Raw genomic sequence first — 25995 nt, 5'->3', positions numbered from 1 at the left:
CCAGGGAGGCCCGAAAGGCCTGGAAATATAAACGATCCCCGGACCTTCCCACCTCTGGTGGGCGACGGACAGGACGGGTCCATCGGTCCGGGGACCGGGTAACTGCCTGGTTTTCGCCGGTCACCGTTCAACCGGCGGCGCCGCCCGAGGGCGGCTCCGAGGCGGGTACGGCGACTAGCGGACAGTCACCTCGCGAGTCCCAGAATCAACCATTTTCTTGGACCACCTCCTTTCGCGCGTACCGGCACGCTATGCGAGCCCCACGGATCGAGGCAAGCGAGTTTTCCGCGATCTCCGTTCGTGACCTCCGGCACATAGAATTGACGGCATGGCGGACACCTGGCAGGAGGAGCTCCGGGCGAAGGGCTACCGGGTCACTCCACAGCGGCAGCTCGTGCTCGAGGCCGTGAAGGCCCTGCAGCACGGCACGCCCGAGGAGATCTGCACCGAGGTCCAGCGGACCGCCCGCGGCGTCAACATCTCCACGATCTACCGGACGCTGGAGCTCCTGGAGGAGCTCGGGCTGGTCAAGCACGCCCATCTGGGCCACGGCCCGCCCAACTACCACCTGGCCGAGGACGCCGAGCACATCCACCTGGTGTGCCGCGGCTGCGAGACGGTCACCGACGTGGACCCCAAGGTCGCGGCGGGCCTCGCCGAGGTGCTGGAGCGCGATTTCGGCTTCGAGACCGATGTGCATCACCTCACGGTCTTCGGCCTCTGCAAGAACTGCCGCGCGGCCAAATAGTCTGGAAGGCATGGAGAGCCCGCTGCTGAAGCTGCCCGGAGCCGTCGCCGGCGACACGCCCGACCAGGAGGTCGCCGCGCACTACGGCGAGCCCATGCACGAACAGCGGGCCCTGGAAGCGGGGAAAGCGTTCGTCGACCGCAGCAACCGCGGTGTGGTGCGCGTCCAAGGCCCGGACCGGCTGAGCTGGCTGCACAGCCTGATGAGCCAGCGCCTGGACGACCTGAGGCCGTACGAGCCGACGCAGGCCCTGCTGCTCAGCCCGAACGGCCACATCGAGCACCACCTTGAGCTGATCGACGACGGCGAGGCCGTCTGGGCGCACGTGGAGCCGGGCACGGCGCCCGCGCTGGCGGAGTTCCTGGACCGGATGCGCTTCATGCTGCGCGTCGAGGTCGCCGACGTCACCGCCGACCACGCGGTCGTCACCGGCCCCGGGCCTGTGGGCGAACGCGAGCCGGCCTTCCCCGACGTCTCGGGCACCGTGACCCGGATCATCCCGCGCGACTCCCTGGAGGAGGCGCGCGGCGAGCTGCGGCCCGCCGGGACGTGGGCGTACGAGGCGCTGCGGATCGCCGCGCACCGGCCGCGCTTCGGGCTCGACACCGACCACCGGACGATCCCGCACGAGGCGGGCCTGATCGACACCGCCGTTCACCTCAACAAGGGCTGCTACCGGGGGCAGGAGACCGTCGCCCGCGTACAGAACCTGGGGCGCCCGCCGCGCCGGCTGGTCTTCCTTCACCTGGACGGCAGTGTGGACACACTCCCGCGCCACGGCGATCCCGTCGAGATCCCCGGCGGCCGTACGGTCGGCTTCGTGGGGTCGGCGGCGCGCCACCACGAGCTCGGTCCCATCGCGCTCGCGCTGGTCAAGCGGAACGTCCCGGTCGACACCGAGCTGCTGGCGGGAGGGGTCGCCGCGGCCCAGGAGGTCGTGGTGTCGCCCGACACCGGCGCCAACGCCAAGATCGATCTGCGGAGGACCGCCGCAAATAGGGCGTAAACCGCCTTCCGTACGGGCAAAATCGTCAGTCATGGTGGCGAACCTGGGGGACGACGATCCGCCGGTCCCGCGCAAGGGCGCGACGGGGCGGCGACGCCGCCGCCGGCGCGAGTCCCCGCTGGCCTGGTGGGGCCTGTTCGGGGCCATCGCGATCGCGGCCTACGCGATGCGTTCGTGGCGGATCGCGCTGCTGGGCCTGCTGCTGTGGTGCCTGTACGAGTTCGTGCTGGTCCCGACGATCTGCCGGATCATGACGCGGCAAGGCTTTCCGTGCCGCGAGCCCGTGCGCGGCCGCCTCTTCGGCTGCGGCCCGGCCCATCAGTCGATGAAGAACGACGCGCTCTGGCGCCTGGTCGGCGTCCGCAACCCGCCCCGCAAGGACCCCGGCCCCGACGCCGAGGCCGACCCGGGCGGCGAGAGCGGCGTCCTGGTCGTCTCGGCCGCCGTCCGAGGCCGCCTGGGTCAGGCCGACCGCGCCCTCATCGTCCTCGCCGCCGTAGGAACGGTCGTCACGATCGCCGGCATGATCTACGGCTTCTAGATCTCGACGATCAGGGTGATCGGGCCGTCGTTCACCAGCGCGACCTTCATGTCGGCGCCGAAGACGCCGGTCTCGACCTTGGCGCTGAGCGCGCGCAGCTCGTTCACCACGGCCTCGACCAGTGGTTCGGCGACCGGTCCCGGCGCGGCCTCGATCCAGGTCGGGCGGCGGCCCTTGCGCGCGTCCCCGTACAGCGTGAACTGGCTGATCACCAGCAGCGGCGCGTTCAGGTCCGAGCACGACCTCTCGTCGTCCAGGATGCGCAGCCCCCACAGCTTGGCGGCGAGCCTGCGCGCCTTCTCCGGGGTGTCGTCGTGGGTCACCCCGACCAGCGCCATCAGGCCCGGCCCCTCGATCGCACCGACGACGCGACCGTCCACGGTCACGCTCGCTTCGCTCACCCTTTGGACCACTGAACGCATGGGGCCTCATTCTGCCGGTGGTCTTCAAGTCGCGTGAAAGTGGCCTCCAAGTGCGCGGGTGAAGGATCAAGCCCACAGGCCGGCCTTCCAAGGCAGGAGGGAGGCCGCTCGCTCTGAGGGGGGCGTCCATGCGCAACGACGAGGTTCTGACGGTGAGACCACGCCGTCCGGACGACCCGCAGGTGGATCTGCGGCTCTACGTGTTCGCGCACCGGGCGATGCGGCGCGGGGCCCACGACCTGGCGGGCCTGGCGGCCCGGATCCAGTCGGGGGAGCTCCAGATGACCGACGAGCGGGCGAGGGCGCTGGAGACCTACGTCGATCTGTTCACCTTCGACGTGCTGCACCACCACCGGTACGAGGACCGGATCGGCTTCCCGGTCGTGCGCGCGTCAGCGCTCGGCGCGGTCGACATCGAGCCGTTCACCGCCGACCACGAGAGCATCGGCCCGATGCTCGAGGCGCTCGGATCGGCGGCGCACCGGCTGGCGGACGCGCCGGGCGACGCCGAGGCGCTGAAGACGCTGGCGGAGGAGTCGGCGCGGCTGCGCGACCTGCTCGACGAGCACCTCGCCGAGGAGGAACGGGAGATCTTCCCGGTCATCACGCAGTACGTGTCGGTGGAGGACTACGACCGCTGGGAGCAGGCCGTCATGAAGGCCTATCCCAAGCGCAACCTGTGGTTCGTGATGCCGTGGTCAGCGGCGGCGAATCCGCCGGAGGAGGTGGCGCCGGCGGTCTCCATGACGCCGTTCGTCTACCGGGCCTCGCTGCGACTCTTCCGAAGGAGGTACGCGCGCCTGCATCGCACGCTCTTCGACTGATCGCACCTCGGCCGATCAAGCTGCGGCTGATCGGGCCCTGGTCGATCAGGAGTCGAGGTCTGCCGACTCCAGGCCTGCCCTGGCCTCACGTTCCCAGCGCGGGGCACGGGCACGCCGCGCCACCGTGAGCGCCACATCCCAGTGGCGGGCGGGGGCGCCGGGAATCCCGAGGAGCTCGGCGAGCCGGGCCAGCCGCGCCGCCACGGGGCCGGTGTGCAGGCCCATGGTTTCGCCACCGCACACGAACGGCTCATAGGGGACCAGCCGCTCGTACAGCGGCCCGGCCAGTTCACGGGGGCTGGCCGGGCCGCCGGCGGAGGCCCGATCCGAGTCACCAGCGAAGATCAACAACAGCGCGTCGGCGCGGAAGCCCTCCAGCAGGAGCCACAGCTGGTCGAGCGCCGGTTCGGGGGCGCCGAGCAGCAGGTCGAGGGCGGCCTCCCGGTCGCCGCGCGCCGCCAGGGTGGAGGCGTGGAGGGGTGTCCCCACCCCGGTGTCGAACGAGGCGATCAGCCGGGCGTCCGGCTCGGCGGAGCCGAGGTCGCCCGCGGCCTGTCGTGCGCAGATCCGGCCGATGACGCCGGCCCCCGACAGGTCCCACATCTCGCGCCCGGCGGCGGCCTCGGCGAGCGCGGCGAAGATCCGTTCGGCGGTGCGCAGGTCGCCCTGCACCAGCTCGCGGGCGGCGTCGGACAGCTCGACCTGCATGCGGAACACCGGCAGCTCGTAGCGGTCGGCCAGCTCGCGCACCGCGTCGGCCAGCTTGGCGATCGCGTCGACCTCGCCGTGCGCCCCGAGCTCGACGCACTGGGCCAGCAGCCCGAGCGCCTGAACGCCCGGCATCCGTGCCTCCCGGCCGACGCGTTCGAGCTCCAGTGCGGCCCGGGTGACGTCGCCGTAGTGGCCGGGGCGGCGGTCGGCGAAGTAGACGGCGTTGAGCGCGCCCGCCAGCAGCGCGTCGTCGCCCGCCTGCCGGGCCCATTCGACGGCCTCGGTGGCGGCCTTGGCCGCGCCCTCCGGGTCGTGGTGCAGGCCCGCCTCAAGGGCGTAGGAGGTGCGCAGCTGGGCCTTCACGTCGTCGGGGACCTCGGGGAGCGTCCGCTCGATGAGGTCGATCAGCTCCAGGTCGACGCGCCCGCGCGGGCGGCTGTACCAGAGCGTGGGGGTGTCGATCGCGACGATGGCGCGCGCCGTCAGCCTCGGGTCGCCTATCTCCCGCGCCGCCCGTACGGCCTCGGTGCGCAGGTCGTAGGCGAGCCGGGGCTTGCCGGCCAGCTGGGTGGCCCGTGCCTGGCCGATGAGCAGCTCGGTGCGCGTCACCGGGTCGCCGCCGCCGTCCCGGTCGAACGCGGCCAGGGCACGTTCCCACAGGGCGAGCGCCGAGCCGTAGGTGAACGCCTCCTCGGCGGCCTCGGCGGCGGCCCGGCAGTAGCGGACGGCCTGGTCGGAGTTGCCCAGCACGGCCGCCTCGGAGAAGTGGTGCGCGAGGGCCGTCAGGTCGCCGGGGAAGAGCCGTTCGGCGGCCTTGCCGACGTCGGCGTGCAGCCGCGCCCGGCGCAGCCGCAGCAGGTCGCCGTAGATCGTGTCCCGGACGAGCACGTGCGCGAACCGCACCCGGCCCGCCGCGGGCTCCTCCAGCAGGCCGCTGACGATCGCGGCCTCCAGCGCGTCGTAGACGTCGTCGGGGTCGTGCCGTTGCGCCGCCACCACCAGCCGGACGTCGGCCTCGCGTCCGATCACCGACACGACCCGCAGCACGTTGCGGGTCAGGGCGGGCAGCCGGGCCACGCGCAGCCTGATGACCTCCGCGATCCCGGCCGGGACCTCCGCCGCCTCCTCGTCCTCCGGCTCCGGCTCGGGAGCCGCGGCGGCCGGTTGGGGCGCCGGCCGCGGCGGGGGAGGCGGCATCGTCGGCGTCGAGGTGGGCGGAGGCGTGCGGCGCTCCGGGCTCGGCGCGAACGAGGGCGGCGGGAGCGGGGCGTCGTCGTCGGGCGGGAGGCGGGCCAGCTCACGGAGATAGAACGGGTTGCCGCCGGCCCGTTCGACGATCGCGGCGATCACCTCGGGCGTCGCGCGGTCGGCGGTGCCCTCCTCGGCCTGGACCGCGCGGACCAGGGCCGCCGCGTCCTCGTCCGGCAGCGGGCCGAGTGGGAGGCGCAGAGAGCCCTTGCGGGCGAAGACGGCGAGGGTGTCCGACAGCGCCTGGCTCACCTCGGCGGGCCGGAACGTGCCGATGATCATGATCGGGGTGCCCTGCTGAACGTCGGCCAGCACGTCCCTGAGCACGGCCAGCGTGCCCTCGTCGGCGGCGTGCAGGTCGTCCAGCAGCACCGCCAGCGGGCGCGTCCCGGAGTTCTTGCCGAACCGCTCGACGATCGCGCGCGAGGTCTGGAAGCGGCCGGTGGCGGCCTTGTCCAGCGGCTCGCCGGTCAGCGCGTTGATCACCTGCTGCCAGGGCCACAGCGGCGGCGCGCCGCCCGCCTCGGGGCAGCGGCCCCACAGCACGCGCCAGCCGGCGGTCGCCAGGCCGACCGAGAAGACCTCCAGGAGGGCCGTCTTGCCGATGCCCGGTTCGCCGTCCACCAGGGCCGTGCCGAGGCGGCGGCCCATCTCGGCGGCGTGCGCGATCCGGCTCAGCCGTTCCAGCTCGGACGTACGGCCGAACAGGCCGGTGTCGGGGGTGTGCGGCGGCTCGACCGGATGGGGCGGCTCGACACGCCCGAGATCCAGAACGGGGTCCTGGGCCAGGATCGCCGCCTCGACGTCGCGCAGGCCGGGTCCCGGGTCGATGCCCAGTTCCTCGGCCAGCGTCGTACGAGCGCGGCGCAGGGCTCCGAGGGCGTCTCCCTGGCGGCCCATCTGGTAGAGCGCGACGGCCAGCAGCCGCCAGGCCTCCTCGCGGAGCGGCTCGGACGCCAGGAGGGACTCCAGGCCACCGACCGCGACCGCCGCCTGGCCCGTGTCCAGCAGCCGTGCGGCCCGCTGCTCGACGGCGTGGGCCCGCAACTCGGACAGGCGGCGGATCTCCGGGTGGGCCCAGTCCTGGTCGGCCACATCGGCGTAGGCGGGGCCGTTCCAGCGGGAAAGTGCCTGGTCGAGGGCGTTCAGGGCCTCGTGCGGATCGGGGCTCTGGTCGGCGGAACGGACCTCGGTCTCGAAGAGCCTCGCGTCCACGGTCTCGGTGCGCAGGGCGTACCCGGGGGCGGCGCTGACCAGCAGGGCGGCCGGGGCGCGCGGCGGCCGGTCGGGCTCCAGGGCCCGGCGCAGGTGGGACACGTACGTCTGGAGCGTGCCGAGCGCACGGACCGGCTGCTCACCGGGCCACAAATCCTCGATGAGGCGTTCCGCCGGCACGACGCCGCCGCCCGCGACCAGCAGGCGCGCCAGCACCATCCGCTGCCGTCGCGGACCGAGGTCGACCTCGCCGCGCTCGGGATCCGCCGCGGCGAGCGGTCCCAGCACCTGAAACCTCATTGGTGACCATGATGTCGGGATGGCCGCGCTTGCGGGAGGGGCCCGGGCCGACAGATCATGCAGGAATGGGAGCAATGACGCTCATCACCGTGGCGCCGACCGGCGCGGAGACCGCGAAAGCGGACGCTCCGGCCCTTCCCGTCACGCTCGAAGAGCTTGTTCAGACAGCGAAAGAGTGCGAGGCCGCCGGTGCGGCGGTCATCCATGTGCATATCCGCGATGACGCGGCACGTCCGACCCTCGATCTGGCACGGCTGCGCGACACCGTCCAGGCGCTGCGCGAGGCGACCGGGCTGATCGTGCAGCTTTCGACCGGCGGAGCGGTCACCGACCCGTACGAGGACCGCCTGCGGGTGCTGGAGGCGGCCCCCGACGGGTGCTCGCTCACGTGCGGGACGGTCAACTTCGGCGACGACGTGTTCATGAACCCGTGGTCGTTCATGGTCGAGCTGTACCGGCGGACCCAGGAGCTGGAGATCGTTCCGGAGTTCGAGCTGTTCGACCTCGGCCAGGTGGCGGCCCTGAACCGGCTGCTGGACAAGCACGGCGCCCCGTACGGCGGGCACGTGCACTGTGACCTGGTGATGGGCGTGCCCGGCGGGATGCCGGGCGACACGCGCAGCCTGGTCGCGGCCGTGGAGGCGCTTCCGGCCGGGGCCTCCTGGTCGGCCACCGGCGTCGGCCGCACGTCCCTGCCGGTGATGTACGCGGCGCTGTCGGCGGGCGGGCACCTGCGGGTCGGGATGGAGGACACCCTGACCTACGCCAAGGGCAAGCCGGTCCGTTCCAACGCCGAACTCGTCGAGCGTGCCGCGGCCGTGGCGCGGTTCGCGCAGCGTCCGCCGCTGGACCCGTCCGAGGCGCGCGAGTTCCTGGGCATCAAGCCCCGCTGAAGTCGCGGCCGACCAGGGCGGGCGCGGGTCCGTCCGACTCTGACGCCGCGAATATCCTGGTGAAAGATCATTGTGCCTGTAAGGGGGGAAGATGCGGGTCAATCCGGTGCTGGTCGAGGTGGAACGGTCCGGGTTCGTGGAGTCGTGGCATCGCGGCTCGGCGATCGGGCTGGCCGCCGACGGCTCGACGGCCGTACGGGTCGGGGAACCGGAGGCGCCGATCTTCCCCCGTTCGGCCAACAAGCCGATGCAGGCGGTCGCGATGCTGAGCACCGGCGTGGGGCTCTCCGACGAGCTGCTGGCGCTGGCCGCCGGGAGCCACTCGGGCGAGGACTTCCACGTCGAGGGCACCGAGAAGATCCTCGCCGGGGCCGGGCTGTCGGCCGAGGCGCTGCGGTGCCCCGCTCAGTGGCCGCTGGAGCAGTCGGTCGGGCTGGAGCTGGCCCGGTCGGGCGGCGGTGAGTCACGGCTGCGGATGAACTGCTCGGGCAAGCACGCGGGCATGCTCGCGGCCTGCGTCGCGGCGGGCTGGCCGACCGAGTCCTACCTCGCTCCCGACCACCCGCTCCAGCTGGCCGTACGGGACGTGGTCACGCGGCTGGCGGGCGAGGAGCCGGTCGCGGTGGGCGTGGACGGGTGCGGCGCGCCGCTGTTCGCGGTGTCGGCGAACGGGGTGGCCAGGGCGTTCCGCGCGCTGGTGCTGGCCGAGCCGGGCAGCCCTGAGCGGCGGGTCGCCGACGCGATGCGCGACTACCCCCAATGGACCTCGGGCACCGGCCGCGAGGAGCGGCGGCTGATGGACGCCGTGCCCGGGCTGCTGGTCAAGTGCGGCGCGGAGGGTGTGGACGCGTTCTCCTTCGCCGACGGCCGCGCGGGCGTCGTCAAGATCGACGACGGCGCCATGCGGGCCCGTACGCCGGTCACGGTCGCCCTGCTGCGGGCCCTCGCCCTCGACACGGTGCCGGGTGTGGACGCCGGGACGCTGGCCGATCTCGCCACCGTGCGGTTGCGCGGCGGCGACGGGACCGCCGGTGAGATCCGCCCGGCCGACGGCCTTTTCCAGGGCTAGTTCCAGCGCCGGCTATTCGTCGATGTATTTCACGGCCGATCCCCTGTGGGGTGATTGGTCGTGGCGCTTGTCGATGCGGATGGGCCGGAACGACGCCCTGATGGTGATCGTTATCCAGGTCACCAGGGCGAGCCCGATGACCAGCGGGGCCGCCCAGAGCCCGATGCTGCTGCCCAGATGCGCTGCTGCCAATGGACTCATCATGAATCCACCTCCCGGCTCAGGCTAACCCGCGATCATCCGATTCCTTATTGGTGCCGCAAATCCAGGGGCGAAATTGACTCGTTCGTGGGAATCGGCGTCGGATCGGGCATACCGCCGATGATCCGGTTCCGTCCGGCGGCCATGCCGGGCAGCGTCAGGCCGCCCGCGACCAGCAGCGCCACGATGATCGGAACGGTCCAACCGCCCGTGGTGTCGTGCAGCGCGCCGAACGCCAGCGGGCCGAGCGCGGCGATCACGTAGCCGATGCCCTGGGCCATCCCGGACAGCTGCCCGGCGATCTGGGCGTCGTGCGCCCGCAGCCCGATGAACGACAGCGCGGTCGCGAAGCCGACGCCCTGCGCGAGGCCGAGGACGACCGTCCACACCCACACCGAGCCGATCGGCGCCCAGGCGATCCCGGCGAACCCGACGATGCTGAGGACCGCGACGGACAGAACGAGGGGACGCTGGTCGCGCATCCGCCGTTCGAACACCGGCACGGCCAGCGCGCCGACCGCCTGCATCAGGCTGGACAGCGCCAGCGCGTAGCCCGCGGCGGTCTCGCTCAGCCCGCGGTCCTGGGTGATCGTCGGCAGCCAGCCGACCACCACGTAGGCCAGCAGCGACTGCATGCCCATGAACGCGGTGACCTGCCAGGCCAGCCTGGACCGCCACACCTGGGCGGCCACCGCGCGCGACGCCGTGGCCGGCGGGGCGGAACGGGCGGCCCGCGCCGAACGGAGCAGGCTCGGCAGCCAGGCCACGGCCGCCAGGGCCGCCGGGATGACCAGCAGGCCGAGCGGCAGCCGCCACGAGCTGTCGAGCGCGTGCTCGACGGGCACCGCGATGCCCGAGCAGACCGCGGCGCCGACCGTGACGGCCACCGTGTAGACCGCCGTGACGGTCGTGATGGAGCCCGGGTGGTCGCGCTTGATGATGGCCGGCATGGCGATGTTGCCGATGCTGATGGCGATCCCGGCGACCAGCGACCCGACGAACAGCGCGGCCGGGGCGTCCAGCAGCCGCAGCAGCAGCCCGCCCACCAGCAGGATCATGCTGCTGACCAGCAAGGTCTCGCTGCGCGGCGCGCGCCGCAGGAACGGGGCGAGCAGGCCGTACGAGCCGAAGAACACCAGCGGCAGCGTGGTCAGCGCGCCGGCGGCGGTGCCGGACAGGTGGTAGTCGTCGCGGATCTCGTTCAGCAGCGGGCCGACCATGACGATCGCCGGGCGCAGGTTGACCGCGACGAGGACGATCAGCGCGAGCTGCAGGACGACGGTACGGCGGCCGGTCACCGGTTCTCCTCGCCTTCGACCAGGGTCTCCAGGACGGCCAGGGTCGGCTCGACGATCGCGGCGGCGGCGCGTCCGGCCGCCTCGGGGTCCCGGGCCGCGATCGCGTCGACCACGGCCTGGTGGGCCTCCTGGGAGGAGACCGGGACCTCGCAGTCCAGCTGCGCGGCGCTCAGCGAGTCGCTCAGGCGGCTCAGGTAGTAGCGGCAGCCCTCGATCAGCACCGGGTTGCGGGTCGCCTCCACGACGGCGAGGTGGAAGTGGCTGTCGGCGCCGCCGAACTCCTGCGCGTCGGCGGCGGTCCCGCGCGCGGCCAGCAGCTCCTGGAGGCGTTCCACGTCGGCGTCCGTGCGGCGGCGGGCGGCGAGCTTGGCGGCCTGCACGTCGTAGGCCAGCTGCACCTCGAAGACGTCGCGCAGGGAGGCGCGCTCGACCCGCCGCAGGAGCGGCCGCGGGTCGGCGCTGCTGCGCACGTACGTGCCGTCGCCGCGGCGCACCTCCAGCACGCCGACGTGCGAGAGCGCGCGGATCGCCTCGCGGACGGCCGGGCGGCTCACGCCGAGCTGCGAGGCCAGGTCGAGCTCGCCGGGGATGCGGTCGCCGATCCGCCACGAGCCGGTCGTCACCTCCGCCTGGAGCTGGTCGAGCACGGCCTCGACGGTCGACCCGCCGGGCACGGGGCTGAGCGCCACGGACACCTCCTCGTCAGTCAGATGTCAGACATCTTACTGATGAAGATCGGCCGTGCCCAGGCGGATCGGCGTCGGCACGGCGAGGCCCTGCCCGCGACGGTCGTCGGAGGGGGATCCGCCGTCGCGGGCAGGGCGTCGTTGCCACTACCCGGTGGTGAGGATTAAACCTTCTGCCTTGATTTCGGCTTCTCCGGCATCGTCAGAGGCCGCGCGACTGCGAGATCGAACCCGAGGTGGCCAGCGTGAACGTGCGCATCGACTCGGCGAACTTCGACAGGTCCCATTCGGCCGGGCCCTCGTACCAATAGAGGTTGTCGGCGCCCTTCTCGCGCACGCCCGCGTCCTCCACGGTCTTGGCCCACATCGGGACCAGGTCGAACACCACCGCGTACGGCAGGAACCGTGAGAACAGTGCGATCCGCTGCTGCGGCCCGGCCTGCCCGTCGGCGGGGATCTCGCCGCGCTCCAGGAAGGCGCGGAAGCCGATGGTGTGCGCGAGGACCGTGGCGCCGCGCGCCGTCTTGGCGGGCATGTACTGGCCGCCGTACGCCAGCGCCGCGCCCGCGACGATCACGGCGAGGCCGATCAGCGCCAGGTCGGTGAACAGCGCCAGCGCGATGGTCGCGGCGACGCCGATGCCGGTCAGCACGAACCCGGCGATCGTCCAGCGGGACCGCACGGTGTCGGGCCGCCGCGCGAACCAGCCCTGCTGGACCACGTCCGCGTACATCGCCGCCCGGACCCTGGCCAGCTGCGCGGAGAACGTGCCGCCGAGCTCCGACAGCTTGACCGCCGCGCGCGGGCTGCCGTCCGGCGCCGTGAACAGCGCGTCCAGCAGCAGCTGCTCGTAGGGGAGCAGGTCGCTCACCGGCCGCTGGAGGCGCTGCAGCTCCCAGTCCAGCTTGCCGGTGACCTCGCGGTCGTCCTCCTCGATCAGCAGGTAGCCGCGGACCGCCAGGTCCACGATCGTGGCGGTGACGTCGATGACGTCGGCCTGCTCGTCGATCAGGGTGCCGATCTGGCCCGGCCGTACGCCGTCCGGCGGCTCGAACTCGGTGCCGGTGACCGGCGCCTGGTCGCCCTCGGCCGCCTTCTGCGCCACGACGCGCGCGTCCCGGCCGCGCAGCATGTAGAGGACGCCGACGCCGCCGAGCAGCAGGATCAGCAGGGCGAGCAGCGCGGTCCCGGTGACGCCGTTCACCGAGAACGCGGTGGCCGCGGTGTGCCGCCGCTCGTAGATCGCCTTCCCGCCGGTCGCCCCGGCCGGGTAGCCGACGATCACCGTCATGTACTCGTCCGGCAGCAGCCGCCCCTGCTTGAACAGCGCCTGGGTGTGGGCGTGGTCGGAGAAGTAGAACTGGCTGCACCCGAGGGAGCTGTCCAGCGCCCCGGAGAAGCAGTTGATGCTGCGGATCGGCGTGCCGCCGCCCACGGTCGCCTGCGCGTCGTCGACCGGGACCTTCCAGCCGCCGATCGCCGTCCAGCGCAGCTCCTCGCCGCCGCCGATCTGGGCGACCGCGCCGCGCACGTCGTACTCCAGGACGATCGTGTGCCGCCCCGTCCCCTGGCCGCCGGAGACCTTCACGTTGGTGGTGGTGCCGGACGAGGACGTGGACACGTTGGCCGGGCCGCCGTCCGGGCTGGTCGCCTTGACGTTCTCGACCTTGAAGACGCGGTCCTTGGTCACGCTGTCGTGGATCCGGGTGACGAACGAGCGGCGGAGCTCGTTCTTGCCGGCGAACTCGTAGACGATCGTCTCGCGGGCGTGGGTCACCCCGCCCTTGCCGACCTGGAGCAGCACGTCGTCCTTGACCACCCGTTCGGAGGCGGCGGGCGCGGCCTGCGGGGCGGCGGGCGCGGCCTGCGCGGCGGCCCCGGGGCTCGCCGCGCGCGGCTCGGAGACCGCCGCGGCCTCGGCACGGGCGGTGGCGGCGGTCAGGGGGAGAAGGGCGGCGATGGCCATCGAGATGGTCAGCGTCCGCAGGCGACCCAACATGGCCGGAAATGGTAGCGGTACCCGGCATACGTGCGGTTACCTGCGCGTCTTATGCGATGATTTTTCGCTATGGCAGGCCACTATCCCCCTCCGGCGGGCCCGTATCGCCCCCCGCCGCCCCCGGCGGCTCCGCCGTACGGCCCGCCTGGTCAGGTCGTGCACCCGTACTACTACGCGCCTCCCAGGCGGCCACCGCAGCGTTCGGCGGGCGGCGCGATCGTGGGCATCATCGGCGGCCTGGCGGCCCTCGCGGTGATCGCGATCGTCGGCCTGTCGGTGCTGGGCTCCCTCGCGAGACAGACCACAAGCGGCCAGACCGGGTCGTCCGGGACCACGTCCGGAAACTCGCAGACCGGTGCGGGCGTCGGCGCGCAGTCCGGTCAGGCGGCGGCCACGAACAACAAGCTGTACGCCACCGGCTCGCTGAGCCCGGTCGGCTGCCGGCTGCCACCGATCGGCCCCGCTCCCGCGTCCATGAACCGCTTCATGAACACCCTCAGCGACTGCCTCGACAAGTCGTGGAGCTCCCAGTTCGCCAAGGCGGGCATCTCCTACGCGCCGCCGCAGCGGGTGTTCTGGCTGCAGTCGGGGCGCAGCCCGTGCGGCACCTACCCGGCTCCGGGCGCCTCGGCGTTCTACTGCCCGGCCAACAACACCATGTACGTGGGGCTGCGCAACGTCGTCGAGACCTCGGGCGGCGAGTCGCTGGACCACTACGCGGTGTTCGCCCGGGTGATCGCGCACGAGTACGGCCACCACGTCCAGGACCGCTCCGGGATCCTGGAGTACGGGCACGAGCAGATGGAGCAGTCGGGCACCGCGGGCCGCACCGAGGCCAGCCGCCGCATCGAGCTCCAGGCGCAGTGCCTGGCGGGCGCGTTCCTCGGCGTCGAGGCGCCGACCCTGCCGATGACCCGCGACCAGTACGTCGCGATGGTCATCGACGTGCAGGGGCGCGGCGACGAGCGGCAGCCGGTCGACAAGCGCGACCACGGCTCCGGGCGCAACTACGCAGGCTGGGTGATCCGCGGTTACCAGCGCCACCAGCTGACGTACTGCAACACCTGGACCGCCACCCCGTCGATGGTGAACTAAGCCCCTTTTCGCACGTTGTTCCTGGTGTGAGGCACTCACTCCGGCGGCGCCCGCCACCGGTGTGAGTGGACTCACAGCAAAGTGCTAGCAAGCGTGCTTGCAATTGCAAGCACCCTGACGCAGGGTGGAGACATGGCAAGTTCGAAGGTCGGCTCCATCGGGGAGTACATCCGGGAGCAGCGCACGCGGGCGAAGATCTCGCTCCGCCAGCTGGCCGATGTCTCAGGGATCTCCAACCCGTACCTGAGCCAGATCGAGCGCGGCCTGCGCAAGCCGAGCGCCGAGATACTGCAGCAGATCGCGAAGGGTCTGCGCATCTCGGCCGAGGCGCTCTACGTGCAGGCGGGCATTCTCGAGGAGCGCGAGGCCGACACCGACGTGGAGGCCGCCCTCCGGGCCGACCTGCTCCTCACGGAGCGGCAGAAGCAGGTGTTGCTCGACATCTACCTGTCGTTCCGCAAGGAGAACGAAGTTGCCGGCGTGCAGTCCGAGGACTCTATAGATGGAAAGGAAGAGGTCGGATGACGCTTGCCAGCAACCTCCGAGACAACAACTTCGTGTACACCGTGGCGGGCGCGGGTGACCTCGCGGCGGAGAAGTTCCGCGACCTCCCCGAGCAGGTGAACAAGGCTCGCGAGACCGCCAGCAAGTACCAGGGCGACCTGCGCGGCACGGTCGACAAGTACCGCGACCAGGCCCGCGAGACCGCCACCAAGTACCAGGGCGAACTGCGCGACACCGTCGGCAAGTACCGCGGCGAGGTCCGTGAGAACGTCGGCAAGATCCAGGACCGGGTCGAGGTCAAGGACCTGCCCGGCGCCGCCGTCGCGTACGTGACCCACTTCGGCGCCCAGGCCGCCCAGTTCCTGAACGAGCTGAACGAGCGGGGCAAGAAGGTCGTGCACCGCGAGGCCGAAGAGGTCGCCGAGATCACCGCCGAGAAGCCGGCCCCCAAGGCCAAGGCCGCTCCGCAGAAGAAGACGACCGGTCAGGCCAAGGCCTCCACGGCCAAGAAGACCGACGCCTGATCTCGCTGCTCAGACGAAGCCGTTTGGCGTGCGAGAGCCCGGCCGGGACCACCCGGCCGGGCTTTTTCACGCCTTGCCAGGCGCCGCTAGGATGCGGGGCCCGGCTAGACCTGGTGCGTAGGCTGGGACAGGGATCCAGACGGCCGGCGGTACCGAGCCGCCGTCGATGACGGCGGGAGCGCTGATAACCGGTGACATTGACAGTCTTGGGCTACTTCTTCTGGCTCCTTCTGATCATCGCGTTCGCGCTGGAGGCCTGGGCGCTGTTCGACGCGCTGACCGTTCCCGTGGACGCCTATGCCGCCGCGAGCAAGCAGAGCAAGAAGCTGTGGATGATTATTCTGATCGTCGCCACCGTGCTCGGCTTCGCCAACGCCGTCGCGCCGCTGTTCGGCGCCTCGCCGCTCAGCCTGTTGCTCGGAATCCTGCCGGTCGCCGCGTTCATCGCGGCCGCTGTCTATTTGGCCGACGTACGTCCCGCTGTGGCGCCGTACAAGAAGCGCGGCGGTGGCCGTGGCGGGCGTGGCAACCAGGGCCCCTACGGCCCCTGGTGACCCTGACCCGCGTTCACATGCGCTGAGTGGCGCGCCCGCCCGGCGATCGGGTGCGCCAGGCCGAGCCCGCGCAGGTCGGTGACCAGCCGCCCGGCGAGGTAGCGGTTGCCCGCCGGGTTCGGATGCGTGCCGTCGGAACGGATGAAGCGCCGCGCGTTCCCCGCCCGGGTGTGGATCTTCCCGGTGATCCAGCGCTGCCCGAGCGGGTCGATGAACGGGATCCGCAGCCGCCCGGCCGCGTCGCGCAGCACGTCCCGCACCCTGAGCGCGGTCGGCCCCGGATCGCCGCCCCACAACGGCCCCATCAGCACGACATGGGCGCGGGGCCAGCGCTGCTTGATCTCGCCGAGCAGCGCGACGGCCCTTTGCTCGACCAGGCCCGGCGGGTACCAGACGTCGTTGTGGCCGCCCGAGACCATCACCATGTCGGGCGTCGGCCGCCATCCCAGCTGCTCGTCGAAGAGCGTGCCGAACGTCTTGCCCGTGAGCCCCGTGCCGACGAACCCGGTGCCCACGTGCCCGGCGAGCACGATCTGCCAGCCGAGAGTGCGGGCCGCCTCCGCCGCGTACGCCCGTTCCGGCGTGATCCCGCGGATGCCCATCGTGTAGCTGTCGCCGAGCGCGAACACCACCGGCGGCCTTCGCGGATCGGGCTGCTCGGCGCGTACGAGAGGCGGCGACATCCGTACCGTCGAGGCCACGCACGCGCCCAGGACCAGCAGTGCCGCCAGGACGGACAAGACCGGTCGGCGCACCGCTGCCCTTTCGTGATCGCTCCTGCCACCAGGCCGCACAGGCCTAAAGTGACGATTATGGGCACTCACCAACTCGGGCGTACGGCTCGCCTCGAACTCGATGACCAATCGCTACGCGAATGGGACGCGCTCGTGCTCGATTCCGGACCCGAGGGGGTGGTCCTCGACAGGTCCGCATTTTATCCCGGCGGCGGAGGCCAACCGCCCGACCACGGCGTGCTCCTCTGGCAGGGCGTCCAGACCCGCATCGCCGGCGTCCGCAAGGGCGACGACATGGTCCTGATCCCCGTCGAGGACGACCCGCTGCCCCCGGTCGGCACGACCGTCCAGTGCGCCGTGGAGGACGACCGCCGCACCGCCCTGATGCGCACCCATTCCGGCCTGCACCTGCTCTGCGGCGTGGTCTTCCGCGACTACGGCTGCCTGGTCACCGGCGGCAACATGGAGCCGCTGAGCGCCCGCATGGACTTCGACCTGCGCGAGGTGCCCGAGGGCTTCAAGCAGACCGTCGAGGACGCGTGCAACCTCGAGATCGAGGCCGACCGCCGCATCGACGTCAAGGAACTCCCGCGCGCCGCCGCGTTCGAGATCCCCGACATCATCCGCACCGCCACCAACCTGGTCCCGCCCGAGGTCAAGGACGTCCGGATCGTCGACATCATCGGCCTGGACACCCAGGCCGACGGCGGCACCCACGTCGCCTCCACCCGCCAGATCGGCCGCATCCAGGTCGCCAAGGTCGAGAACAAGGGCCGCGGCTTCCGCCGCCTCCGCATCAAGATCTCCGACTGACCTGACCAGGACGCTCAGCCCGCACGCGAGCGCGCTACCTGCCGCCGGACGCAAAGCCGGAGGCGAGCGTCCGGCGGCAGATCGCGAAGCCGGAGGCGAGCGTCCGGCGGCAGATCGCGAAGCGATGTCGCGCTCGCCGCTTTGGCGGTTCGGGCCCGAGCCGCCAGGCGAGGGCCCGAGGCCGCAAAAGCCAATAATTGAGCCGGGCGCAGGGGAGCGGGCGCCACCGCGCCCCTGCGCCCGACGTATCAGGGGAGCGCGCCCGTGCGCCGCGCCGAGTCGCGCGCGTCCGCCAGGTTGGAGACGTTTCCACCGGGGGCGGTGGGGGCTGGGGCCCTGGTCAGGGGCTCTACGGAACTCAGGCCGTGTTCGACGATGACGAGGGCTCGGTCGAGGGCGGCGCGGGTGGAGGCGGGGTCGTAGCCGTTCTGGCGGCAGTGGATGATGACCGCCTGCATGCAGCCGACCGCGACGCCGGAGACGGCGACGGCGTCGATCTCGGTGATCTCGGGGACGAGCTCGCGCAGGATGGTCTCGATCTCCTGCTGGGTGTCGTTCAGGCGCTGGAGGGCGCGGGCCTGGAGGCCGGGGCGCTCCAGAACGAGACGGACCTGGACGGCGCCGTACTCGCCGTGCTCGGAGACCAGCGCGTCCATCGCGTAGACCATCGCGTGCCGCATGGTCTCCAGCGGCGTTTCGCCGGGCGGGCGGTCGCCCAGGCGCTCGCCGATCTCGGCCAGCCGGTCGTCGACCTCGGCGAAGACGACGTCCTCCTTGCTCGGGAAGTAGCTGAAGAACGTGCGGGGCGACACGTCGGCGGCCGCGGCGATGTCGGCGATCGTCGTCTCCTCGTAGCCGCGCTCGGCGAACAGCCTGAGGGCGGCGGAGGCGAGCGCCCGGCGGGTGCGCTCCTTCTTGCGTTCGCGCAGGCCGGGCCGGTCCACGTGATGCATGTCACTCAATTTACCACGACTGCAAACTTGCAGCTATTGCAAATCTTCATCGTGCGTGTTTTTCTCCGATCATGGCGCGAATACTCGAGAGACTGGGCCGTCTCTGTGTCCGGAGGCGGCGCACGGTCTTCGAGATCTGGATCGTGGTCATGCTCGGGGCCGGCGTCCTGGGGCTCACCCAGGGCGGCATGTTCGTTCAGCAGAGCACCCTGCCCGGAACCGAGACCCAGAAGGCGATCGACACCCTGCGGCCGGACTTCCCGGCGCTGGCGGGGCCGACCGCCACCGTCGTCTTTCATTCCACGGCGAATGCGAGCCCGGGGGACTGGCGGGTCGCGCTGTCGGTCGGCAGGTCCATCGACAACCTGACCAAGCTCGACCGCGTCGCGTTCGCCGAGAACCCGTACGTGCAGGGGATGGGCGGCCTGAAGAGCCACGACGCGGTCGTGGTGCGGGTCAACCTCAAGGGCACGATGGGCGACGTCAGCGCCGGCGACCTCGACAAGTTCAACGAGGCCGTCGAGCCCGCGCGGATGGCGGGCCTGGACGTGAAGTTCGGCGGCATCGTCGCCATGATCCTGAACCAGCCGAAGGGCGGGCCGCAGGAGGGCGTCGGCATCGTGCTGGCGCTGCTGGTCCTGCTGCTGGCGTTCGGGTCCTATCTGGCCGCGGGCATCCCGATCCTGGTGTCGCTGGGCGGCATGGTCGTCGCCTATTCGATGATCCATTTCGCCGCGTCGCTGACCGAGGTCCATCCGACCGCGCCGATGGTCGCGGCGATGCTCGGGATCGGCGCGGGGATCGACTACGCCCTGTTCATCGTCACCCGATATCGCCAGCAACTGGCCGAGGGCGACGACGTGGAGACCGCCGTCGGCCATGCCATGGCGCACTCCGGGCACGCGGTCGTCTTCGCGGGCGGAACGGTGGTCTTCGCGATCTGCGGCCTCTTCCTGTCCGGCATCGCGTTCATCGGCCGCATCGGGCTGGCCTCGGCGGTCGCGGTCGGCATCATGGTCCTGGCCGCGCTGACCCTGCTGCCCGCCGTGCTCGGCGCACTCGGCACCCGCATCGACAAGTACAGGCTTCCGCGCGTACGGCCCGAACGCAGCTCCAAGCGCTGGATGGCGTGGGGCCGTCACGTGGACCGGCATGCCTGGCCGTACGCCATCGTCGCGACCCTCGTGCTGCTGGGGTTGGCCATCCCCACCTTGAGCCTGCGCTTCGGCGTGATGTCCGACAGCATCTCGTCCCCGAAGATGGCCTCGCGGCAGGCGTACGACATCGTCGCCAAGGAGTTCGGCCCCGGGGTCTACAGCCCGTTCGTCGTGGTGGCCAAGGTGCCCGGCGCGGAGAAGCGCACCAAGACCCCCGTTCCCGTTCTGAAGGGGCCGGACGGGCTGAGCGGCCTCACCGGCCCAGCGGGCGCGCAGCCGTCCGCCAAGCCCGAGGCGCCGCTGCCCAAGGGCGCCCCCGACCCGAACAAGAAGCCCGACAAGCAGGCCGTCCTGGTCGGCGAGGAGCTCAAGCAGCGGATCTCCGAGGTGCCCGGCGTCGCGTACACCGCCGACCCCGTCATCACCGGCACCACGGCCACGATCCAGGTGATCCCGTCGACCGCGCCGCACGTCGAGGCCACCACCGACCTCGTGCACCGGCTCCGCACGGTCGAGATCCCGGCCGTCGCCAAGACCCACCCGGGCACCGCCGTCTACCTCGGCGGCGAGAACCCCGCGATCATCGACCTGGCCGACACCGTCGGCGCGCGGATGCCGAACGTCGTCATCGCCGTCGTCGGGGTCGCGCTGCTGCTGCTGATCATCGCGTTCCGGTCGATCATCGTGCCGATCAAGGCCGCACTGATGAACCTGCTGTCGATCGGGGCGTCGTTCGGCGTCGTGACCGCGGTGTTCCAGTGGGGCTGGGGCGTGCACCTGCTCGGCGTCGACCAGGCCATCCCGATCATGTCGTTCGTGCCGCTGTTCATGTTCGCGCTGATCTTCGGGCTGTCCATGGACTACGAGGTGTTCCTGCTGTCGCGGATCAAGGAGGAGTACGACCGGACCGGCGACCCGCACGAGAGCGTCGTGGTCGGCATCGGCGCCACCGCCCGCCTCATCACCTCGGCCGCGCTCATCATGATCTTCGTGTTCGGCAGCTTCGTTCCCCAGCCGGACCCGACCGTGAAGATGATGGCGCTCGGCCTGGCCGTCGCCGTCGCGGTGGACGCCACGATCGTGCGGCTGGTCCTCGTTCCGGCGCTGATGAGCCTGCTCGGCCACGCCAACTGGTGGTGGCCGGGCCGCAAGCGCCCCGTGCCGCCGCCTCCGCCGCCGACCCCGTCCACCCCCGAGCCGCAACAGCTCGAACTCGAACCGGTCCGCTGAGCCCGAGTGCCCCGGCGCGGTGGTGGCGTCATACTCTCAAGCTGACATCGAGGGAGACCCGGCACCCGGCGAGAGGGCCCATGTGAGAGACACCGCGAACGCTCATGGGACCCGGGTCGTCCGGGCGGGTGCTGAGGCCGCCGACCGGGCCCGGACCATGGCGTCGCAGGTCAACGGCTGGGGCGGTCATCTCACGCTCGCGCAGCACACCGAGATGCTCGCCCAACTGGTCGAACTCACCGGCCAGGTCTCCCGCGCCGTACGGTCCGAAGCCGGTTATCTGGGCACCCGCCGCCCGGTCGCCGAGGGCCTTCAGCAGGTCGCGGACGGCATCGACGAGGTGCAGCGCAACCTCCAGCGCCTCCAGGAGGATCTCGCCCCGTGACGGTGGCGTGCTGAACTGATGGTGATCGCGGCAGTACGCTCGCCTGGTGATCGGGGGAGACGCGTGATGATCACGGATGCGGTCCGTGAACGTGCCAGGGCGCTGGCCGAGGATGAGGGACTCCCGGCGTTCGTGTACGACCTGGACGCGCTGCGCTCGCACGCGGCGGCCGTCCGGAGCGCGCTCGACGTGCCGGGCGGGCCGGAGCTCTTCTACGCGGCCAAGGCGAACGCCGACGAGCCGATCCTGCATGCCCTGGAGCCGTACGTCGCGGGCTTCGAGGTGGCCTCGGGCGGCGAACTGGAGCACGTGCGGCGCGTGTTGCCCGATGCCCGCCTGGCGTTCGGCGGCCCCGGCAAGACCGACCAGGAGCTGGCGACCGCGCTGCGCCTGAACGTCGAGCGCATCCACGTCGAGAGCCCGTACGAGCTGGCCCGCCTCGCGCAGCTGGCGCAGGAGATCGGCCGCGAGGTCGACGTCCTGCTGCGCGTCAACCTCAAGAGCGACAGCGGCAGGAAGGGCGTCGCGCTCTCGATGTCGGGCCCGTTCGGCATGGATCCCGAGGCGATGGAGGCGTGCCGCCCGATCCTCGAACGCGCGCCGTGGATGCGGTTCCGCGGCGTTCATGCACACCTCGCGTCGGGCCTGGACGCGCCGGACATGGTGCGGCAGTCCGCCGAGATCGTGGACTGGGCCCGCTCGTACGGCGACGTCGAGGAGGTCAACGTCGGCGGCGGGATGGCCGTCGACTACGCCGACCCCGGCCGGATCTTCGACTGGGCCGCGTACGCCAAGGGCGTGGCGACGCCGGACGTGCGGCTGCGCATTGAGCCGGGCCGCGCCCTGAGCGTCTACTGCGGCTGGTACGTCACCGAGGTGCTGGACGTGAAGCGCGCCCACGGCGACTGGTACGCGGTGCTGCACGGCGGGACCATGCACCTGCGCACGCCCGTCACCAAGCAGCATGACCAGCCGTTCACCGTGATCCCCACCGGCGGCCCCACCGGCGACTCGGGCGGCCACCCCGGCGGCGACTCGGGAGGTGACGGCCCGGCCACCGCCGAGCCCGTCACCCTCGTCGGCCAGCTGTGCACGCCCAAGGACGTGTTCGCCCGCGAGATCTCAGCGGGCCGGATCGCCGTCGGCGACGTGGTCGCGTTCGCCATGGCGGGGGCGTACGGCTGGAACATCTCCCACCACGACTTCCTCATGCACCCGAAGCCCGGCTTCCACTACCTCTCTGAAAGAGGATGAACAGCCAGGTCATCGACGGCACGAGGATGAGCGCCCCGACCCCGAGCGCCACGAACACCACCTGCAGCACGCCGTTCTCGGCGGCGGCCGAACGCAGGTGCAGATCGGCCATCTCGGCCGCGCCCCACAGCACGGTCACGACCGCGAGCGCGCCGGTCACCCGTACGGCCAGATAGGCGCGGCCCGCGAGCAGTCCCAGCGAGACCGCGCCCGCCACCGCCGACAGGATGATCAGCGGCGAGTGGACGCCGAACGCGGCGGCGCCCGGCAGCGCGAACAGCCCGACCGCGACGCCCGACATGAGCGCGTAGCCGCGGAAGCGCTGGGCCGCGGTCTCGTCGCCCAGCCGCCGCGCGTCCCAGATCAGGTAGACGGCCGCCAGGTAGGCGCACAGGGCGGTGGTCAGCACGCCGCCGTACAGCCCGGCCAGGCTCAGCCAGCTCGACTCGCCGGTCGCCACCGTCGTCGCCACCGACCCCAGGCAGTACGGCGTGAGGACCGACGCGACGCCGAAGATCCACGCGTAGGCGCGCTGGTCCGGCACGGCCTTGCTGAACACGAACGTGCTGCCGCGCGCGACGATGCCCAGCACCGCCAGCGACAGCGGCACCCAGTGCGCCGCCATGACGTCGGCGAAGACGGGCGGGAACGCCGTCCACGTCATGACCATCACGAAGATCAGCCAGACGTGGTTGGCCTCCCAGATCGGCCCCATGGCGTGCTCGATGACCTTCTGGTCGCCGCGCCGGGGCGAGATCAGGTGCCACAGCCCGGCCCCGAAGTCGGCGCCGCCGAACAGCAGGTAGGCCGACAGCCCGACCAGGATCAGTCCCAATGCGATGTCGGTCATGAGACCGGCACCTCCTCACGCTCTGGAAGCTCGGCGGGCTCGGGCGGTTCGGGGCGGCGCATGCGGCGCAGCACGCTGATGGTCGCGACGGTGAGAACGGTGTAGACGGCCAGGACCACGTACAGGCCGTAGCGCAGGCCCGGGTTGGGGTTCACGGCCTCTTCGGTGCGCATGACCCCGTACACGATCCAGGGCTGGCGGCCGACCTCCGTCGTGGTCCAGCCCGCCTCCATGGCGATCGCCGCGGCGACGCCCGCCAAAGTGGCGGCGCGCAGGAACCAGGGCTTCCACGGCAGGTCGCGGTGCTTGCTCAGCTCACCGGCACGCGCCACCGACCGGCGGCGGCGCCACCAGCTGTAGGCCCACCAGGCGGCGAGGCTCAGCAGTGCCATGCCGATGGTGATCATGATCTCGAACGACGTCTTCACGACCTCGGCGGGCGGCCGGACGTCCTCGGGGAAGGCGTCCATGCCGCGCAGCGTGGCGTGCGCGTCGAACTTCAACATCATCGACAGCGCGTTCGGCACCTCGAAGAAGGCGAACCGGAACGGCACGCCGGACTGGGTGTGCTCGATCCCTTCCATCGCGGCGAACTTGACGGGCTGGTTGTCGGCGACGAACCGCGACGCCCAGTCCCCGACGATCACCTGCAGCGGCGCGCAGACGGCGCCGAGCGAGAACGGGATCGCGAACCCGAGCCGGTGGTAGCGGTCCACCCGCCTGGCCCGGTGGTCGCGCAGCAGCGCCACCGCGTAGACGGAGGCGACGATGAAGCCGCAGACCATCAGCGACGCCAGGATCAGATGCGTCGCTTGCACCGGCGTCGCCGGATTGAACATCGCCGCGAGCGGATCGACATCGGTCACCTTCCCGTTCACCAGCTTGAAGCCGCGCGGCTGGTTCATCCACGAGTTGACCGTGACCACGAACGACGCCGACAGCAGGCCCGCGATGACGACCGGGATCCCGGTGAGGAAGTGCACTCGCGGCGAGAGCCGGTCCCACCCGTACAGGTAGATGCCCATGAAGATCGCCTCGATGAAGAAGGCGATGCCCTCCAGGGCGAACGCGGCGCCGAAGACCTGGCCGTACTTGTCCATGAAGCCGGGCCACAGCGTGCCCATCTCGAACGACAGCACGGTCCCGCTCACGGCGCCGACCGCGAACAGCACACCGGCCGCCTTCATCCAGCGCCGGGCCAGCTCGGCGTAGACATGGTCGCCGGTACGCAGGGATCGCCACTCGGCCAGCAGTGTCAGCGCCGGGAGCCCGATCCCGATGCTCGCCAGCACGATGTGGAATCCCAGGGTGAACGCCATCTGCTGGCGTGCGGCCATGAAATCGGCCGGGGTCGCGGCGCCATGGGCCGTGAGGAGCGCTATGGAGCTCATACGACAGAATGTAGTACTACAAGCTGTAGTACTTGACCCAGTAGTACTACCCGCCGTGGTGACATCCCTCATAGTCGGCTAATCTGAATCCCGTGAAGGGTCTGGGAGAGCTTGAACGCACGGTCATGGAGGTCCTCTGGGCAAGGGAGGACGCCGGTCTCGTAGCCGCGACGGCACGCGACGTGAGCCGCGCCCTGGCCCCCGAACGGGATCTCGCGCACACCACGGTGATGACCGTCCTGGACAGGCTCGCCAAGAAGGGCTTCCTGGAACGAGAGCGGGACGGCCGCGCATGGCGCTACAGTCCGGTCGAAAGCCGCGAGGGGTACATCGCCGAGCTGATGCTGGGCGCCCTCAACGAGACCGGCGACCGCGACGCGGCGCTGGCGCACTTCGTCCGTTCCGTCTCCGAGACCGAGGCCGACGTGCTCCGGCAGGCGCTGCTCGGCCTCACGGGTAAGGAGCCACCGGCATGACCGGAGTCGCCCTGCTCGCACTGATGTCAATGGGGACCGTCGGCGGGGCGCACCTGCTCTCCAAAGCAAGGTGGACCTGGCGCACGCCGCGCACCGCGATCGCCCTCTGGCAGGCCCTCGGCCTCGGCTGGGGCGTCGCCACGATCGGCACGCTGCTCAGCCTCGCCCTCCTGCCCTACGGCAAGGGCATCATCGGTGGCCTGCCCACCCTCCTGAACGACCAGGCGGCCCGCCTGGACGCCACCCACGCCGCCGCGCTCCTGGCAGCCGTCAGCCTCACCGCCGTCCTCCTGGCCATGCTGGCCTACGCGGTCTTCCGCGTGGTCCGCGCCCGCCACCGCCACCGCGCCCTCCTCGCCCTGGTCTCCCGCAAGGACTCCGCGGTCCCCGACACCCTCGTCCTGGACCACCCCGAGGCCGCCGCCTACTGCGTCCCAGGCGTCCGCTCGTCGAAGGTCGTCGTCAGCGCGGGCACCCTGGAACTCCTCGACCCGGCCGAGCTCGCCGCCGTCCTGGCGCACGAACGCGCCCACGCCCGCGAGCGCCACGACCTGGTCCTCCTCCCGTTCGCCTCGCTCCGCCAGGTCTTCCCCCAGATCCGCCTGGTCGGCCGCTGCCTGGACGCCGTCGAGCTGCTGATCGAGATGGCCGCCGACGACCGTGCCAAGCACCACCGCGAGCCGAAGGAGCTGGCCACCGCCCTGCTCCGCTTCGCCGCCGCCCGCCCCCCGGCCGCCCCCCAGGGCGCCCTGGGCGCCGTCTCCCGCGACGACATCCCCGTCATGGCAAGGGTCAACCGCCTCATCGAGCCCCAGCCCGTAAGCCGCCCCACCCGCTACGCCGCCATGATCGCCATCCCCCTCATCGCCGGCGCCCCCCTCTTCCTCTACGCTCTGTCGATCTAGCCTTCGCGG

At 71.5% G+C, this 25995-nt stretch carries 26 protein-coding genes; 16 read left to right on the top strand and 10 right to left on the bottom strand.

The genetic code is table 11. The annotated features are described in order from the left end of the window. Window positions 1–328: 328 nt before the first annotated feature. Genes J4573_RS47890 through J4573_RS47880 form a run of 3 tightly spaced genes read left to right on the top strand, consistent with a single transcriptional unit; the run spans window position 329 to window position 2295 of the window. Window positions 329–748 (top strand): Fur family transcriptional regulator, encoded by a 420-nt coding sequence (locus tag J4573_RS47890; protein WP_208263101.1) that lies wholly within the window; start codon window positions 329–331, stop codon window positions 746–748. Between the two features lie 10 nt (window positions 749–758). Beyond that, window positions 759–1754, top strand: coding sequence for a CAF17-like 4Fe-4S cluster assembly/insertion protein YgfZ (ygfZ, locus tag J4573_RS47885; protein ID WP_208263100.1), 996 nt, complete (start codon window positions 759–761; stop codon window positions 1752–1754). Window positions 1755–1785: 31 nt separating this feature from the next. Continuing rightward, window positions 1786–2295: a hypothetical protein gene (locus J4573_RS47880; RefSeq protein ID WP_208263099.1), complete on the top strand. Its 510-nt coding sequence runs from the start codon at window positions 1786–1788 to the stop codon at window positions 2293–2295. On the opposite strand, the gene dtd is transcribed toward J4573_RS47880, so the two are convergent. Beyond that, entirely contained in the window at window positions 2292–2717 is a 426-nt protein-coding gene (dtd, locus tag J4573_RS47875; RefSeq protein WP_208263098.1) for a D-aminoacyl-tRNA deacylase, read from the bottom strand. The two genes, J4573_RS47880 and dtd, sit on opposite strands and share 4 nt — an antisense overlap. Window positions 2718–2845: 128 nt before the next feature. On the opposite strand from dtd, the gene J4573_RS47870 reads away from it, so the two are divergent. Further along, window positions 2846–3541 carry a hemerythrin domain-containing protein gene (locus J4573_RS47870; RefSeq protein WP_208263097.1) on the top strand — a complete coding sequence of 232 codons (696 nt, stop codon included), beginning with the start codon at window positions 2846–2848 and terminating at the stop codon, window positions 3539–3541. A 45-nt stretch (window positions 3542–3586) separates the two neighbouring features. On the opposite strand, the gene J4573_RS47865 is transcribed toward J4573_RS47870, so the two are convergent. Continuing rightward, entirely contained in the window at window positions 3587–7015 is a 3429-nt protein-coding gene (locus tag J4573_RS47865; protein ID WP_208263096.1) for an ATP-binding protein, read from the bottom strand. Between the two features lie 65 nt (window positions 7016–7080). Between J4573_RS47865 and J4573_RS47860 the strand changes: the two genes are divergently transcribed. Continuing rightward, complete coding sequence (locus tag J4573_RS47860) at window positions 7081–7908, top strand: beta-keto acid cleavage family enzyme (protein ID WP_208263095.1); 828 nt, start codon at window positions 7081–7083, stop codon at window positions 7906–7908. Between the two features lie 91 nt (window positions 7909–7999). Then, window positions 8000–8977: an asparaginase gene (locus tag J4573_RS47855; RefSeq protein WP_208263094.1), complete on the top strand. Its 978-nt coding sequence runs from the start codon at window positions 8000–8002 to the stop codon at window positions 8975–8977. A 12-nt stretch (window positions 8978–8989) separates the two neighbouring features. On the opposite strand, the gene J4573_RS47850 is transcribed toward J4573_RS47855, so the two are convergent. From J4573_RS47850 to J4573_RS47835, 4 genes are all read right to left on the bottom strand, one after another. Then, window positions 8990–9181: a hypothetical protein gene (locus J4573_RS47850; RefSeq protein WP_208263093.1), complete on the bottom strand. Its 192-nt coding sequence runs from the start codon at window positions 9179–9181 to the stop codon at window positions 8990–8992. A 44-nt stretch (window positions 9182–9225) separates the two neighbouring features. After that, window positions 9226–10476 carry a CynX/NimT family MFS transporter gene (locus J4573_RS47845; protein ID WP_307797500.1) on the bottom strand — a complete coding sequence of 417 codons (1251 nt, stop codon included), beginning with the start codon at window positions 10474–10476 and terminating at the stop codon, window positions 9226–9228. Continuing rightward, window positions 10473–11165, bottom strand: a complete 693-nt coding sequence (locus J4573_RS47840; protein ID WP_208263092.1) for a FadR/GntR family transcriptional regulator — start codon at window positions 11163–11165, stop codon at window positions 10473–10475. Before J4573_RS47840 ends, J4573_RS47845 begins: the two co-directional genes overlap by 4 nt. Before the next feature lie 199 nt (window positions 11166–11364). After that, complete coding sequence (locus J4573_RS47835; protein ID WP_208263091.1) at window positions 11365–13161, bottom strand: DUF2207 domain-containing protein; 1797 nt, start codon at window positions 13159–13161, stop codon at window positions 11365–11367. Between the two features lie 69 nt (window positions 13162–13230). Here J4573_RS47835 and J4573_RS47830 point away from each other — a divergent pair, with 69 nt between their 5' ends. The 4 genes from J4573_RS47830 to J4573_RS47815 all read left to right on the top strand — a co-directional run bounded on the left by J4573_RS47830 (window position 13231) and on the right by J4573_RS47815 (window position 15838). After that, window positions 13231–14256 carry a neutral zinc metallopeptidase gene (locus J4573_RS47830; protein WP_208263090.1) on the top strand — a complete coding sequence of 342 codons (1026 nt, stop codon included), beginning with the start codon at window positions 13231–13233 and terminating at the stop codon, window positions 14254–14256. 132 nt (window positions 14257–14388) lie between these two features. Continuing rightward, complete coding sequence (locus tag J4573_RS47825; RefSeq protein WP_208263089.1) at window positions 14389–14781, top strand: helix-turn-helix domain-containing protein; 393 nt, start codon at window positions 14389–14391, stop codon at window positions 14779–14781. Next, window positions 14778–15284: a hypothetical protein gene (locus J4573_RS47820; RefSeq protein WP_208263088.1), complete on the top strand. Its 507-nt coding sequence runs from the start codon at window positions 14778–14780 to the stop codon at window positions 15282–15284. The genes J4573_RS47825 and J4573_RS47820 overlap by 4 nt, the downstream gene beginning before the upstream one ends. A 191-nt stretch (window positions 15285–15475) precedes the next feature. Continuing rightward, complete coding sequence (locus J4573_RS47815) at window positions 15476–15838, top strand: DUF2516 family protein (RefSeq protein WP_307797499.1); 363 nt, start codon at window positions 15476–15478, stop codon at window positions 15836–15838. On the opposite strand, the gene J4573_RS47810 is transcribed toward J4573_RS47815, so the two are convergent. Then, on the bottom strand, window positions 15823–16593 hold the full coding sequence (locus J4573_RS47810; protein WP_307797498.1) for an SGNH/GDSL hydrolase family protein: 771 nt from the start codon (window positions 16591–16593) through the stop codon (window positions 15823–15825). The two genes, J4573_RS47815 and J4573_RS47810, sit on opposite strands and share 16 nt — an antisense overlap. A 57-nt stretch (window positions 16594–16650) precedes the next feature. Between J4573_RS47810 and J4573_RS47805 the strand changes: the two genes are divergently transcribed. Further along, on the top strand, window positions 16651–17385 hold the full coding sequence (locus J4573_RS47805) for an alanyl-tRNA editing protein (RefSeq protein ID WP_208263087.1): 735 nt from the start codon (window positions 16651–16653) through the stop codon (window positions 17383–17385). A gap of 248 nt (window positions 17386–17633) precedes the next feature. On the opposite strand, the gene J4573_RS47800 is transcribed toward J4573_RS47805, so the two are convergent. Then, window positions 17634–18338, bottom strand: coding sequence for a TetR/AcrR family transcriptional regulator (locus tag J4573_RS47800; protein ID WP_208263086.1), 705 nt, complete (start codon window positions 18336–18338; stop codon window positions 17634–17636). 71 nt (window positions 18339–18409) lie between these two features. On the opposite strand from J4573_RS47800, the gene J4573_RS47795 reads away from it, so the two are divergent. The 3 genes from J4573_RS47795 to J4573_RS47785 all read left to right on the top strand — a co-directional run bounded on the left by J4573_RS47795 (window position 18410) and on the right by J4573_RS47785 (window position 22364). Beyond that, a complete protein-coding gene (locus J4573_RS47795) occupies window positions 18410–20725 on the top strand; it encodes an MMPL family transporter (RefSeq protein ID WP_208263085.1) in 2316 nt (771 codons plus the stop codon). Window positions 20726–20807: 82 nt separating this feature from the next. After that, the gene (locus J4573_RS47790; protein WP_208263084.1) at window positions 20808–21110 is read left to right on the top strand and encodes a hypothetical protein; all 303 of its coding nucleotides are present in this window, start codon (window positions 20808–20810) and stop codon (window positions 21108–21110) included. A gap of 66 nt (window positions 21111–21176) precedes the next feature. Then, the gene (locus tag J4573_RS47785) at window positions 21177–22364 is read left to right on the top strand and encodes a type III PLP-dependent enzyme (RefSeq protein ID WP_208263083.1); all 1188 of its coding nucleotides are present in this window, start codon (window positions 21177–21179) and stop codon (window positions 22362–22364) included. Here J4573_RS47785 and J4573_RS47780 read toward each other — a convergent pair. After that, window positions 22318–23214: a cytochrome d ubiquinol oxidase subunit II gene (locus J4573_RS47780; RefSeq protein ID WP_208263082.1), complete on the bottom strand. Its 897-nt coding sequence runs from the start codon at window positions 23212–23214 to the stop codon at window positions 22318–22320. The two genes, J4573_RS47785 and J4573_RS47780, sit on opposite strands and share 47 nt — an antisense overlap. After that, window positions 23211–24605 (bottom strand): cytochrome ubiquinol oxidase subunit I, encoded by a 1395-nt coding sequence (locus J4573_RS47775; RefSeq protein ID WP_243774759.1) that lies wholly within the window; start codon window positions 24603–24605, stop codon window positions 23211–23213. The genes J4573_RS47780 and J4573_RS47775 overlap by 4 nt, the downstream gene beginning before the upstream one ends. Window positions 24606–24697: 92 nt before the next feature. Here J4573_RS47775 and J4573_RS47770 point away from each other — a divergent pair, with 92 nt between their 5' ends. Both J4573_RS47770 and J4573_RS47765 read left to right on the top strand, forming a co-directional pair. Further along, on the top strand, window positions 24698–25081 hold the full coding sequence (locus J4573_RS47770) for a BlaI/MecI/CopY family transcriptional regulator (RefSeq protein WP_208263081.1): 384 nt from the start codon (window positions 24698–24700) through the stop codon (window positions 25079–25081). Beyond that, a complete protein-coding gene (locus J4573_RS47765; RefSeq protein ID WP_208263080.1) occupies window positions 25078–25986 on the top strand; it encodes a M56 family metallopeptidase in 909 nt (302 codons plus the stop codon). The genes J4573_RS47770 and J4573_RS47765 overlap by 4 nt, the downstream gene beginning before the upstream one ends. Window positions 25987–25995 lie beyond the last annotated feature (9 nt).

The organism is Actinomadura barringtoniae (assembly GCF_017573505.1).
Lineage (GTDB): Bacteria > Actinomycetota > Actinomycetes > Streptosporangiales > Streptosporangiaceae > Spirillospora > Spirillospora barringtoniae.
Note: the sequence above shows the minus strand (reverse complement) of the source record. Positions and strands in the feature narration are given on the sequence as shown.